Raw genomic sequence first — 12722 nt, forward strand, 5'->3', positions numbered from 1 at the left:
GAGTTCGCGGGTGCTGACCGGCGCGGGCCGCCCCAATATTGCCCTCCTGCGCGGCTCATCTTGACAAATGGGGCCGCGCATGCGCTTTTCCGCGCGATTTTCCCGGCAAGGTCTGCGCTCCCTCGCACCGGCAGCGCACCGCATGTCACAGCCGGTCGTCAGCCCGAAAGGATCAACATGCACCGTTATCGTTCCCATACCTGTGCAGCTCTCAGGAAGAGCGATGCCGGCGCCACCGTTCGCCTGTCCGGCTGGGTTCACCGGGTGCGCGACCATGGCGGCCTGCTGTTCATCGACCTGCGCGACCATCATGGCATCACCCAGGTCGTCGCAGACCCCGATTCACCGGCTTTCGCCACCGCCGAGGCGGTGCGCAGCGAATGGGTCATCCGCGTCGACGGCGCCGTCAAGGAGCGCACTTCGGAGACGGTCAATCCCGGCCTCGCGACCGGCGAGATCGAGGTTTTTGCCAAGGACATCGAGGTGCTGAGCAAGGCGCGCGAACTGCCGCTGCCCGTGTTCGGCGAACCGGAATATCCCGAGGATGTGCGCCTCAAATATCGTTTTCTCGACCTGCGCCGCGACACCCTGCATCAGAACATCGTCACCCGCACCCGCATCATCTCGGACATGCGCAAGCGCATGGAAGCGGCGGGTTTCACCGAGTTCTCGACACCGATTCTCACCGCATCCTCGCCGGAAGGGGCGCGCGACTTCCTGGTCCCCTCTCGCATTCATCAGGGCAAGTTCTACGCCCTGCCGCAGGCGCCGCAGCAATACAAGCAGCTGATCATGGCCTCGGGCTTTGATCGCTATTTCCAGATCGCGCCCTGTTTTCGCGACGAGGACCCGCGCGCCGACCGGCTGCCGGGCGAATTCTATCAGCTGGACCTGGAAATGAGCTTTGTCGAGCAGGAGGATGTCCTTGCCACCACCGAGCCGGTGATCCGCGACGTCTTCAAGGCCTTCGCCGGCGGCAAGCCGGTCACCGAGACCTTCCCGCGCATTGCCTATGCCGACGCCCTGCGCAAATACGGCTCCGACAAGCCCGACCTGCGCAACCCGATCGAGATGCAGGCGGTCACCGAGCACTTTGCAGGTTCGGGCTTCAAGGTCTTCGCCAACATGATTGCCAATGATCCCGCCGTCGAGGTCTGGGCCATTCCGGCCAAGACCGGTGGCAGCCGCGCCTTTTGCGATCGCATGAACTCCTGGGCGCAGGGCGAGGGGCAGCCGGGTCTCGGCTACATCTTCTGGCGCAAGGAGGGCGATGCGCTGTCCGGCGCCGGGCCGCTGGCCAAGAACATCGGCCCCGAGCGCACCGAGGCGGTGCGCACCCAGCTCGGCCTCGACGAGGGCGATGCCTGCTTCTTCGTCGCCGGTCGTCCGGAAAAGTTTCACGCCTTTGCCGGCGCCGCCCGCACCCGTGTCGGCGAGGAGCTCGATCTGGTTGACCGCGACCGGTTCGAGCTGTGCTGGATTGTCGATTTCCCGTTCTATGAATGGGATGAGGACGAGAAGAAGGTCGATTTCGCCCACAACCCCTTCTCGATGCCGCAGGGCGGCATGGACGCGCTGGAAAACAGCGATCCGCTCGAGATCAAGGCTTTCCAGTACGACATGGTCTGCAACGGCTTCGAGATTGCCTCGGGCGGCATCCGCAATCACATGCCGGATCTGATGATCAAGGCATTTGGACTTGCTGGACTCGGCGCCGATACGGTCGAGGAGCGCTTCGGTGGTCTCTACCGGGCCTTCCAGTACGGCGTGCCGCCACATGGGGGCATGGCCGCCGGTGTCGACCGCATCGTCATGCTCCTGGTCGGGGCCAAGAACCTGCGTGAAGTGACGTTGTTCCCGATGAACCAGCAGGCCGCCGATCTTCTGATGGGCGCGCCAAACCCGGCCATGCCGGCGCAATTGCGCGATCTTGGCATTCGCGCCATTCCACCCAAGCCGCAGGACTGACCGCCGCAGGAGGGACCGCGACGGGTGTCACGGCCAATCCGGCGGTTGATGATCAATCGTTGGCGGTGACGCGCACGTTCAGCATCTCGTAAAGGCCGCGCGGCGCCACCATCGCCGTGCCGAGAAGTTGCGAGAACGGCACCGGTTTTTCAGGCCTGGCGGTAACTGTCAGGCTTTGCGGATTGTCGAAAAAGCGGTTGGCCGCCTCGGTGATCTGTTTTTGCAGTTCGGGAATGCCAAGCTTCGCCGCCATGAACGGCGCCGCCGCCTTTGCCGCTTCCGCCATCTGCTCTCCCGACACGCCCTGCTTGCCGCCGTAATATTCGAGCAATTGCCGAGTCAGCGAATCGTCCTTGAAGCGCACAGCCGCTTCCTGCAGATTGAATTGCTGCATCGCCCCGAGCAGGTTCATCGCCGATGCTTCGTCACCGGCCGAGGACTGGTCGCGCATGGCGGCAATGAAGGCTGGTGTGTAGCCGGTGAAATCGGCGGTCAGCCGCACGCTGCCAAGACCATCGACAGTGATCACATGATCGCGGATTTGCACCCGCCCGGTCTCCGCCTCCCACTGCCCTTGCGTGCTCGTCCGTCCGGTCAGCGCGTCATATCCGAGATCGGTGAGGACACGCCGCGCCGGCGCCTCCTCAAACACTGCCGTATCAACCGATACGCCTTCGCTGGTCAAGGTGAAGGTCAGGCCTTCATTGTTGCCCATCCGCTCGACATCAACCGAGATGGATGCCACCGACACGATGGCGCTGCCATCATCGCGAGCCACGATCCGACCGGTGCGGAAGCTGTCATAGACCATCATCGTGTCCAGTCCGGTCATCGCCGCATCGGCGGGGATCCGCACACCGCGCAACTCGACGTCCTCCAGCACGACCTCGACATCATCATCGCTGATGCGGCTTTCCTCCGAACTGATGCGCTCGACAATGTAGCCGCCGCCTTCCGCCTCCGAGATGCCGCTATAGATCAGGTCGCCCAGCACGACCTTCTGCTCACCCGTCTGCATCGAGGCGCCCTGCAAGGTCAGCGTCCCGCCATCGAGCTCGGCGCCGCTATAGGTCAACTGGCCGTCGCTGGCGGCAAAGGCGGCGTTCATCTTGGCGAGAAAGTCATCCTTGTCGAGCGCCCACGCCGACAGGCTGCTGCCGGCCAGCAGCAATGCGCTGCAGGCCAGCCCTTGCGCGCAACGCCGGACCCGGACGGGCAGCCGGCCGGCCGGCAGGGTGCAGGGGCGCGAATTGAAATGCGTCGCGAGCGGAGAGAAAACCATTAAAAACCTCATTGTCTTGCGCGTTGATGCCGGTCACCGTTGGCCTGGGACAGCGCGCCAGGTGAGGGCATGCCCGGCCGCCTGAGCAGGCCGTGCGGGTGATGTGGCGGATAATCTGCGCGAAATGCGGCAAAAGTCCACCCGTCCTGTGGGCCGTGCCGGCTTCTCTCTTGCTCCGAATCAGACCGTCAGCTAAGCGCAGGCGATGGGAAAGAGCTTAATGCCGCCCGGCGGGGGCGACGATGACATCGAGCCGGTCGACCTGAAAAGGGCGCTCGAGGAGCGCTATCTCGCCTACGCCTTGTCGACCATCATGCATCGCGCCCTTCCCGATGTGCGCGATGGTTTGAAGCCGGTGCACCGCCGCATCGTCTACGCCATGCGCGACATGGGCTTGCGCTCGAACGGCTCGTTCAAGAAATCCGCCAAGATCGTCGGTGAAGTGATGGGCAATTTCCATCCGCATGGCGACCAGGCGATCTATGACGCCCTGGTGCGCCTGGCGCAGGATTTTGCCGTGCGCTATCCGCTGGTCAACGGCCAGGGCAATTTCGGCAATATTGACGGCGATAACGCCGCCGCCATGCGCTACACCGAATCGAAGATGACGGCCGTCGCCGAGCTTTTGCTCGATGGCATCGACGAAGATGCGGTCGATTTCCGCACCACCTATGACGAGGAGGGCCAGGAGCCGGTGGTTCTGCCGGGCGCCTTCCCCAATCTTCTCGCCAATGGTGCCACCGGCATCGCGGTCGGGATGGCCACGTCGATCCCGCCGCACAATGCCGCCGAACTGTGCGACGCGGCCATGCATCTCATTCGCAAGCCGGATGCCACGGTCGAGGAACTGATGGAATTCGTCGAGGGCCCGGATTTCCCCACCGGCGGCGTCGTCATCGACGACCGCGCCAGCATGCTCGAGGCCTACCGGACAGGCCGCGGCGGTTTTCGCGTGCGCGCCCGCTGGGAAACCGAGGACCTCGGACGTGGCGGCTATCAGATCGTCATCACCGAGATGCCCTACCAGGTGCAGAAGGCGCGCCTGATCGAGAAGGTTGCCGAGCTGCTGATTGCCCGCCGTCTGCCTTTGCTGGATGACATCCGCGATGAAAGCGCCGAGGATGTGCGGCTGGTGCTGGTGCCGAAGAACCGCACCGTCGACCCGGTGCTTCTTATGGAGAGCTTGTTCAAGCTTACCGAGCTGGAAAATCGCGTTCCGCTCAATCTCAATGTCCTCTCGCGCGGACGCGTGCCCAAGGTCATGGCGCTCAACGAGGTGCTGAGCGAATGGCTGGCGCACCGCCGCGAAGTGCTGCAGCGTCGTTCGCGGCATCGCCTTGCGGCCATCGAACGGCGTCTCGAGCTGCTGTCGGGCTTCCTGATCGCCTATCTCAATCTCGACGAGGTGATCCGCATCATCCGCGAGGAGGATGAGCCGAAGATCGATCTGATGCGGACTTTCGAGCTCAACGACGTGCAGGCCGAGGCCATTCTCAACATGCGCCTGCGCTCCCTGCGCAAGCTCGAGGAACTGGAGATCCGCAAGGAATTCGAGCAGCTGACCGAGGAGAAGACCGGGATCGAGGCGCTGCTCGCTTCCGAGAGCAAGCAATGGTCGACGGTCGCCTGGCAGATCGGCAATGTCCGCAAGACCTTTGCCAAGGAAACCGAGCTCGGGCGCCGGCGCACCACCTTCGATGCGGCGCCCGTCGCTGACCTTGAGGCCATCCAGCAGGCGATGATCGAGAAAGAACCGATCACCATCGTCATATCCGAAAAGGGCTGGATCCGCGGCATGAAGGGCCACCTCGCCGAGTTCGCGAGCCTGTCCTTCAAGGACGGCGACAAGCTCAAGCTCGCATTCCCGGCCCACACCACCGACAAGCTGGTCATCGTCACCACCGGCGGCAAGGCCTACACGATCGGCGCCGACGGCCTGCCCGGCGGCCGCGGCCATGGCGAGCCGCTGCGGCTGATGGTTGACATGGACAATGACCAGGCGGTTCTCACCGCCTTTGTGCACGTCCCCGGCCGCAAGCTGCTGCTCGCCTCGACGGTCGGCAACGGCTTCATCGTTGCCGAAAGCGACATCGTCGCCAACACCCGCAAGGGCAAGCAGGTGATGAATGTGCGCATGCCGGATGAAACCCGGCTGTGTATCCCGGTTGTCGGCGATCATCTTGCCGTGGTCGGCCAGAATCGCAAGCTGCTGATCTTCCCGCTGGAGCAACTGCCGGAGATGACGCGCGGCAAGGGCGTGCGGCTGCAGCGCTACAAGGATGGCGGCATCGCCGATGCGCGCTGTTTCGCCCTTGCCGACGGCCTGTCCTGGACCGACAGCGCCGGCCGGGTGCACAGCCGCGCCGCAAGCGAACTTAGCGAATTTATCGGCGATCGCGCCCAGGCCGGCCGCACGGTGCCAAAGGGTTTTCCCCGCAATGGCCGCTTTGCCGGCTGACCGGCAGCGTCACGGTGTCCCGTTTGCGAACAACAACCGTGAGTAGTTTCAGTAATTTTTAGGGGTTTTCCGTGAGTTTGCTCCCTCAGATGGTACGGAAACGGTAGCCGAGTCTGCCTGTTCCGAACCATTAAATTTGTGGGGAACGGGGCTCTTTATGTTAAAATCAATGAAAATCAGTCATCGCCTGTATCTGATTGCAGGTCTTGCGGTGGCAGGGATCGCAGCGATCTCGGGCATCTTTGTGGTCGAAAACCGCATTCTCGCCGAGCGCAACGCCGCCATCGTCGACCTTCTCGAAACCGAATGGCATCTTGAAGAGCTGCGCTCCGCCGCGCTCAACACCCGGCAGATCGAGAAGGACTTCCTGCTCGACAAGGATGTCGCGAAGATCGCCGCCTTTGACGAGAGCCGGGCGAAAGTTGCGGCCGACGGCGCGGAGATGCAGTCGCACATGGCCGATGATCTGGCCGCTCAGCTTGGCGAATTCCGCAGCCATTTCGAGGACTATGGCGATGCGGTCGAAACCGTCTTCGCGCAGGACCAGCGGCTTGGGCTGACCCCGGACACCGGACTGGAGGGAACGATGCGTGCCGCCGTGCACGGCATCGAGGAACTGCTCGCCGAAGCCAACAACGAGACCCTGCAGGTCAGCATGCTGATGCTGCGCCGCCACGAGAAGGACTTCATCCTGCGCGGCGCCGACAAGTATATCACCCGGCATGCCGACGAGGTCGAGAATTTCCGGGCCAGGATGCGCGGTGTGCAGTTCGCGTCGTCCGCCGCCTCCGCGGCGATTGCCGAGGCTCTCGAAACCTATCATCAGTCGTTCCAGGCCTATGCAGAAGGGGCTGCTCAGGAACGCCAGGCCCGCGCAGCGGCGACCGCGCAGTTCGTCACACTGCTGCCGATCATCAATGATCTGGTCGCGCAGTTCGAGGCGAAGAAAAAGGCCGCGGTGGCGGACAACGCCGCCTTTGAAAGCATGATGAACACGCTGATTGCCGGGCTTGTGGCGATGGTCGCCCTGGCTCTTCTTATCTCCGTCTTTGTCACCGCGCGCTCGATCACGGGCCCGCTTGCCGGTCTCAATGCCGCGATGCGCCGTCTTGCCAGCGGCGACACGGATAGCGAGATCGATGGGCTTGACCGCCGCGACGAGGTTGGCGCCATGGCCAATGCGCTCAACACCTTCCGTTCGGCTGCCATCAAGAACAAGGAGCTTGAGGCTGAGGCGGAAGCAAACCGCGCCCGTGCGGAAGCCGAGCGCGTGGAAATGCAGCGCCAGGCAGAAGCCGAAGCGGAAGAGCGCCTTGGTCAGGCCACCCGCACCCTGGGCGATGGTCTCAACCGGCTGGCGGGCGGCGATATGCTGTGCGAGATCAACGAGGCGTTCACGCCGAATCTCGAAAGCCTGCGCCACGATTTCAATGCCGCCGTCGCGCAATTGCGTGAAACCCTGGCGCAGGTCGGTCAGGCTACTGCCGCCGTCGATTCAGGAAGCGGCGAAGTCTCCGACGCCGCCTCTGATCTGGCCAAACGCACCGAGCGCCAGGCCGCTTCGCTCGAGGAAACCTCGGCAGCGCTGGAACAGATCACCGCTAATGTCGGCTCCACCTCGAAGCGTTCGGCCGATGCCCGCGATGTCGTGCAGAACGCCAAGGCGCGCGCTGACCGGTCCTCCTCGGTGGTGCGCGATGCCGTTGAGGCGATGGCCCGTATCGAGCAGTCCTCGACACAGATCAGCCAGATCATCGGCGTCATTGACGAGATTGCCTTCCAGACCAACCTGCTGGCCCTGAATGCCGGTGTCGAGGCCGCCCGCGCCGGCGAGGCCGGCAGAGGCTTTGCCGTCGTCGCCCAGGAAGTGCGCGAGCTCGCCCAGCGTTCGGCCACCGCCGCCAAGGAAATCAAGGGATTGATCTCCAATTCCACCGCGGCGGTCTCCGAAGGCGTCAAGCTGGTCAGCGACACCGGTGCCGGCCTTGACGACATCCAGTCCCTGGTCTCGGAGATCAACGAGCACATGGAAGCGATCGCCACGGCGGCCGAAGAGCAGTCATCGGGACTGTCCGAGGTCAATACCGCGGTCAACCAGATGGATCAGTCGACCCAGCAGAACGCTGCGATGGTCGAGCAGATGTCTGCGGCTGGCGTCAGCCTGTCGACCCAGAGTCAGGCACTGCGCAAGCTGATCAGTGCGTTCCGGATCGGCGCCGCCTCGGGCGAATTGCGCCAGGCCGCCAAGCAGATGCGCGCCGCCAACACCGACGCGACGACGCCCGAAGCGCCGCGCAAGGCATCAGCGCCAGCCGGCGCCGTGGCCGGCAACACCGCCCTGGCCGTCGAGGCTGAAGGCTGGGAGGAGTTTTAAGGTCCTGAACCGCCCTCGGCTCTGAAATCAACAACGCCCCGGCATTGCTTTGAATGCCGGGGCGTTGTGCGTTTAAGCCGTGCAAGCCGGGGCATGCGCCGGGAACCAGGCGGCGAGATCAGCTCTCGAACCGCTTCCAGCCCTGCGCCAGCAGATGCTCCTGCGGCAGGAAGCGCGTCTTGTAATCCATCTTCGGCGACCCCTTCACCCAGTAGCCGAGATAGACATGCGGCAGCCCCTCGGCCTGGGCGCGCTGAATGTGATCAAGGATCATGTAGGTGCCGAGCGAGCGCCGCGCCTCGCTCGGATCGAAGAATGAGTACACCATCGACAGCCCGTCGCTCATCACATCGGTCAGCGCCACGGCGATCAGCCGCCCGGTCGGGGCTTCCGCCACTCCGTCGCCGGGCGCGCGCAGCCTGTATTCGATCACCCTTGAACTGACATGGGTGTCCTCGACCATCATCGCGTAATCGCCGATCGTCATGTCCGCCATTCCGCCGGCCCGGTGGCGACTGTCGAGATAGCGTCTGAACAGCGTGAACTGTTCGCTTGACGGCTCGGCCGGGTAGTCCGTCGCCACCAGGTCGGAATTGGCCGCGCTGACACGCCGCATCGTCTTGCGTGGCGTGAATTCATTGGCCAGGATCCGCACCGACACGCAGGCCCGGCAGGTCTCGCAGGCCGGACGATAGGCAATGTTCTGCGACCGGCGGAAGCCGCCCTGGGTCAACAGATCGTTGAGCTCGCGCGCTTTCGGACCGACCAGATGCGTGAACACCTTGCGCTCATCTTCGCCCGGCAGATACGGGCAGGCAGACGGCGCGGTCAGAAAGAACTGCGGTGAATTGATGGAATGGCTGGTCATGTGTCGCAAGATCGTCCTGTGATCGCCGCCCAAAGATGTAACGGATCAGAGCCCGTAATACCATGGTGCGAGCAGCGAAAAGGTCAACCAGATGATCACCACCAGCGGCGTTCCCGCCTTGATGAAATCAGAGAAACGGTAATGACCCGGTCCCATCACCAGCAAATTGGTCTGGTATCCGATAGGGGTCGCGAACGACGCATTGGCGCCGAAGATCACCGCCGCGATGAAGGCCTCCGGTGAGACGCCGAAGCCGTTCGCCATGCCGATGGCGATTGGCGTGAACAGCACCGCCGTGGCGTTGTTCGACAGGATGTTGGTCATCACCGCCACGACCAGGAAAAACACCGACAGGCTGACCGGCAGCGCCGCCCCTTCGAGAAGATCGACGGCCCCATTGGCAATCAGCGCCGCGCCTCCCGTCACCTGCATGGCGGTGGCCAGCGCCAGCGTGGTGCCGACCAGCAGATAGATCTGCCGGTCGAAGGCGCGCGCCGCCTGGTACAGCGACAGGCAGCGGGTGGCCAGCATCGCCGCCACACCGGCGATCGCCGCGACGACGATCGGCAGCACCGAGAACGCCGAGGCCAGCACGATGGCCAGAAAGATCAGTCCCGCGATCGGCGCCTTGCGCGACTGCGGCAGCGCTTCCGTCGAATGTTCGAGCAGCAACAGGTCGTGGTTGCCGCGCATCGCCCTGATATTGTCGATCGGCCCGCCGATCAGCAGCGTGTCGCCGGGTTCGAGCCGGATCTCCGACAGGGCGGTGCGGGCCATGCGGCTCTTGCGCTGCAGACCGAGAACCGAGACGCCAAGCCGCACCGAGAGGCCGGACAGCTGGATGGTGCGACCGGAATAGCGTGAGCCGGGCGCCACGATCGCCTCGGCCAGGTGATAGCCGGGACCGGGAGCCGGGGCATCCGCGTCTTCCGTCTCCTCGGGCACCTCCTGGGTCGCCTTGCCGCGCGCCAGCGCTTTTGAGAAGGCACGCCGCGTGCCGGTCACCACCAGCGTATCGCCCGGTTCAAGCTCCATGTCGTCAAAGGGCGGCAGAAACGGTTCCTCCCGCCGCTCGAGCAGCCGCAGCGTCAGATCGCCAAGGCCGGGGAACATGCCGCCCTTCGACGACATGCCGACAAACGGATGCTGATTGCCCAGCGTGATCTCGCCGATGAACTGCGCGCCGGATCGCACTTTCGGTCCCGCCGCCGATTCGCGATCGGGCAGCAGTCGCGGCAAGGCGAACAGCACGTAGATCGCGCCGCTTACCGCCAGCATCACACCCATGCCGGTAATGTCGAAAAAGCCGAGACTGTAGCCGTAATCCTCGGCAACGCCGGCGGCGATCAGGTTGGTCGACGAGCCGATCAGGGTCGTCATGCCGCCAAGGATGGTGATGTAGGACAAGGGGATGAAGACGCGGCTCGGACGCAGCGAGCGCTGCGCCGCAAGCACCACCAGGATCGGGATGAAGATGACCACGACCGGAGTGTTGTTGAGAAACGCCGAGATGACCGCCGAGACGATCAGCACCATCACCAGCGGCCGCCAGGCGCCGGGGCCGCCGAACTTGCCGACGCCGCGCGCCAGGGCATCGACGGCGTCGGTGGCAAACAGGCCCTGGCCGACCACCAGCAGCGCCAGCACGGTGGCCAGCGCCGGATCGGCAAAGCCGGCGAGCAGCGCACTCATGCTGAGCGCCGTGTCGGCGCCTTCTGGCGTATAGGGCACCAGGCCAAACAGCAGCAACAGCGCCGTCAGCGCGGCAAGCGAGACCCCTTCCAACGGCCAGCGCTCAAGCGCGAAGCCGACAATGGTCAGCGCGATCAGCAGGAAAGTGGCGTAGAGATGAAAATCCATGAACGCTCGGCAGGTTGCGACGGGTCACACCACCATAGCGTCACAGCGCCGCTCCCCACAGACGCAAAACTGTCACGGTTTGACTTTTCCCGGCAAGGACGCACTGCTGCCACGCCCGGCAACGCAATTTTGTTCCTTCCGGCCCGCCAGCGAGCCGGGTCAGGCCCCGCGCCGCACGACCACGGTGCCAAGCAGCCGGTCATGAACCGTCTGCTTGCGATCAAGAATCAGTGTGGCAAGCAGGATCAGCGGCGTCAGGATGGCATTGAAGGCCCAGAACAGCACGCTGTGAACCACGGCGAACAGGAAATCGATACCGCGCCCGTCCAGCCGCTCGAGCCTAATGCCCATCATCCGCATGCCCGGTGTCGCCTGGTTGCCGCCGCCCAGCGTGAAGCCGACATAGGGTACGGCGACCAGCACGAAAAGCACGCTGTAGAGCATGAAGCCGAGCCCGAAGGTCAGGACGCCGGCGACGAAAATCACCATTGCAACGGGAATGCACAGCAGAAGCACCAGCGCATAATCGATGAAGAACGCCAGCACCCGTCGCGTCCGGACCCCTTCGTAGAGTGTCCGGTCGTCATAGGCGCTGTCTGAAACGTCAAGAATATCTGCGTTGCTCATGATCTCTTCCTCTGCCGCTGTCTTCCGGCGATAGCCACGACAGATATGGGGAGTGCGGGCGCCGGCTGCAAATTTTCACGCCCGGACAGGCATCACAACGGCCGCCACGGCGTCAGAACGGTGGTTTGAGAGCGGGTGCACCATGCCCGGCACGAATGCGCGCCGCCGCCTCCAGCGCGAAATAACTGAGAATGCCGTCACAACCGGCCCGCTTGAACGCCAGCAGCGATTCCATCATCACCCGCTCGCCGTCGATCCAGCCATTGGCGGCGGCCGCCTTGATCATCGCGTATTCGCCCGACACCTGGTAGGCGAAGGTCGGCAGGCCGAAGCTGTCCTTCAGCGCCCGGCAGATATCAAGATAGGGGAGGCCGGGCTTGACCATCAGCATGTCGGCGCCTTCGGCCACGTCGAGTTCCGCATCGCGCACCGCTTCCACGGCGTTGGCCGGGTCGATGTAGTAGCTGCGCTTGTCGCCCTTGAGCAGGTCCGCCGTGCCGATCGCTTCGCGATACGGGCCGTAAAATCCGGAGGCGAACTTCGTCGCATAGGACATGATGCCGACCGACTGGTGCCCGGCCGAATCGAGCGCCTGGCGGATCGCGCCGACGCGGCCATCCATCATGTCCGAAGGCGCGATGATGTCGGCACCGGCCTCCGCCTGCATCACCGCTGCCCGCGCAATCAGCGCCACGGTCTCGTCATTGACGATCTCGCCATCGCGGTAGATGCCGTCATGGCCGTGGCTGGTGAAGGGGTCGAGCGCCACATCGGTGATGATGCCGATGTCCGGCACGGCCTTTTTGATGGCGCGGGTGAACGCATGAATGAGATTGTCGTCATCGAGAATGTGCGATCCGGTCTCATCGCGTTTGTCCTGCGCGATGTTGGGGAAGGGCGCCAGTGCCGGAATACCGAGTTCGGCGGCGTGGCGCGCTGCCTCGACCGCCTGATCGACACTCAGCCGGAAGACCCCCGGCATGGCTTCGACGGGCTCGCGGACATTCGTGCCGGGTACGATGAACAGCGTCCAGATTAGGTCTTCGACGCCGAGCCAGTTTTCCTGCACCATGCGGCGGCTCCAGTCGGCCTTGCGGTTGCGCCGCATGCGCTTATGGCCGGTGATCCGATCGACATCGTCGGCGCGGCTTGCCAGGGAGGGGGGGAGTCGGGTCATGGCGGCCTCTTTGCTTATCGGGCGCCGCGCAAGGGCGCCGCCGCTGGTATCGGGTCTGTTTGAACCGCGCTGCAATTCCGGTCAAGACCGCCGCGTGCGCCTTGAGGG

The 12722-nt window shown here is 64.0% G+C and carries 8 protein-coding genes; 3 read left to right on the plus strand and 5 right to left on the minus strand.

The window, feature by feature from the left end:
• The first annotated feature begins 177 nt into the window (after positions 1-177).
• Complete coding sequence (gene aspS / locus KY465_RS15830; RefSeq protein ID WP_219203071.1) at positions 178-1968, plus strand: aspartate--tRNA ligase; 1791 nt, start codon at positions 178-180, stop codon at positions 1966-1968.
• Between the two features lie 52 nt (positions 1969-2020).
• Here the strand turns inward: aspS and KY465_RS15835 are convergent, their stop codons facing one another.
• Positions 2021-3250, minus strand: coding sequence for a hypothetical protein (locus tag KY465_RS15835; RefSeq protein WP_219203072.1), 1230 nt, complete (start codon positions 3248-3250; stop codon positions 2021-2023).
• Between the two features lie 205 nt (positions 3251-3455).
• On the opposite strand from KY465_RS15835, the gene parC reads away from it, so the two are divergent.
• A complete protein-coding gene (gene parC, locus KY465_RS15840) occupies positions 3456-5708 on the plus strand; it encodes a DNA topoisomerase IV subunit A (protein WP_219203073.1) in 2253 nt (750 codons plus the stop codon).
• A 169-nt stretch (positions 5709-5877) separates the two neighbouring features.
• Positions 5878-8082 (plus strand): methyl-accepting chemotaxis protein, encoded by a 2205-nt coding sequence (locus KY465_RS15845; RefSeq protein ID WP_255561748.1) that lies wholly within the window; start codon positions 5878-5880, stop codon positions 8080-8082.
• 118 nt (positions 8083-8200) lie between these two features.
• Here KY465_RS15845 and KY465_RS15850 read toward each other — a convergent pair whose 3' ends face one another.
• From KY465_RS15850 to hemB, 4 genes are all read right to left on the minus strand, one after another.
• Positions 8201-8950 (minus strand): arginyltransferase, encoded by a 750-nt coding sequence (locus KY465_RS15850; RefSeq protein WP_219203074.1) that lies wholly within the window; start codon positions 8948-8950, stop codon positions 8201-8203.
• A 45-nt stretch (positions 8951-8995) separates the two neighbouring features.
• Complete coding sequence (locus tag KY465_RS15855) at positions 8996-10810, minus strand: SLC13 family permease (protein ID WP_219203075.1); 1815 nt, start codon at positions 10808-10810, stop codon at positions 8996-8998.
• 159 nt (positions 10811-10969) lie between these two features.
• Positions 10970-11437 carry an RDD family protein gene (locus KY465_RS15860; protein ID WP_219203076.1) on the minus strand — a complete coding sequence of 156 codons (468 nt, stop codon included), beginning with the start codon at positions 11435-11437 and terminating at the stop codon, positions 10970-10972.
• Positions 11438-11549: 112 nt separating this feature from the next.
• On the minus strand, positions 11550-12614 hold the full coding sequence (hemB, locus tag KY465_RS15865) for a porphobilinogen synthase (RefSeq protein ID WP_219203077.1): 1065 nt from the start codon (positions 12612-12614) through the stop codon (positions 11550-11552).
• Positions 12615-12722 lie beyond the last annotated feature (108 nt).

The sequence above is a fragment of the Neohoeflea coraliihabitans genome (assembly GCF_019334345.1).
In the GTDB taxonomy this organism is placed as follows: Bacteria; Pseudomonadota; Alphaproteobacteria; order Rhizobiales; family Rhizobiaceae; genus Pseudohoeflea; species Pseudohoeflea coraliihabitans.

Bases quoted from the DNA above. Each gene is read 5' to 3' on its own strand.
- aspS (WP_219203071.1), top strand. From the start codon at position 178: ATGCACCGTTATCGTTCCCATACCTGTGCAGCTCTCAGGAAGAGCGAT.
- KY465_RS15835 (WP_219203072.1), bottom strand. From the start codon at position 3,250: ATGGTTTTCTCTCCGCTCGCGACGCATTTCAATTCGCGCCCCTGCACC.
- parC (WP_219203073.1), top strand. From the start codon at position 3,456: ATGGGAAAGAGCTTAATGCCGCCCGGCGGGGGCGACGATGACATCGAG.
- KY465_RS15845 (WP_255561748.1), top strand. From the start codon at position 5,878: ATGAAAATCAGTCATCGCCTGTATCTGATTGCAGGTCTTGCGGTGGCA.
- KY465_RS15850 (WP_219203074.1), bottom strand. From the start codon at position 8,950: ATGACCAGCCATTCCATCAATTCACCGCAGTTCTTTCTGACCGCGCCG.
- KY465_RS15855 (WP_219203075.1), bottom strand. From the start codon at position 10,810: ATGGATTTTCATCTCTACGCCACTTTCCTGCTGATCGCGCTGACCATT.
- KY465_RS15860 (WP_219203076.1), bottom strand. From the start codon at position 11,437: ATGAGCAACGCAGATATTCTTGACGTTTCAGACAGCGCCTATGACGAC.
- hemB (WP_219203077.1), bottom strand. From the start codon at position 12,614: ATGACCCGACTCCCCCCCTCCCTGGCAAGCCGCGCCGACGATGTCGAT.